Annotated in this window: 1 pseudogene; it reads left to right on the forward strand. The window is 71.4% G+C overall.

Going from position 1 to position 381, the window contains the following annotated elements:
• Nucleotides 1-320: pseudogene (locus C1I97_RS39060) on the forward strand (DoxX family protein); the annotation flags it as partial.
• Nucleotides 321-381 lie beyond the last annotated feature (61 nt).

The raw sequence follows: 381 nt of genomic DNA on the forward strand, positions 1-381 counted from the left end.
CCGGGAAGCTCACCCGCCCGGCGGCGCTGGTCCTCGCCGGCACGCTCGTGCCGGTGACCATCGCCGGGCATCCCTTCTGGAAGAACGACGACCCGGCGGCGAGGAACAACAACCAGACCCACTTCCTGAAGAACCTCGGCCTCTTCGGCGGACTGCTGCTCGCCGCAGCCGACACCGAGGGCAAGCCGGGACTGCGGTGGCGGGCCGGTCACCGGATCGGCCATTCCCGGCGCTCCGTACGGCGAGCCGTGCGAACCGCCCGCCGGGAGGCCCGGATCGCCGTACGATCGGCTTCAACGGCCCGACGAATTCCCGGTTGACCTGCGTCGATGCCCCCTCCGCCGGTCCGCACACCCCGCCAAGGCCGCGAATCACCTGAAC

Source organism: Streptomyces sp. NTH33 (assembly GCF_003236365.1).
In the GTDB taxonomy this organism is placed as follows: domain Bacteria; phylum Actinomycetota; class Actinomycetes; order Streptomycetales; family Streptomycetaceae; genus Streptomyces.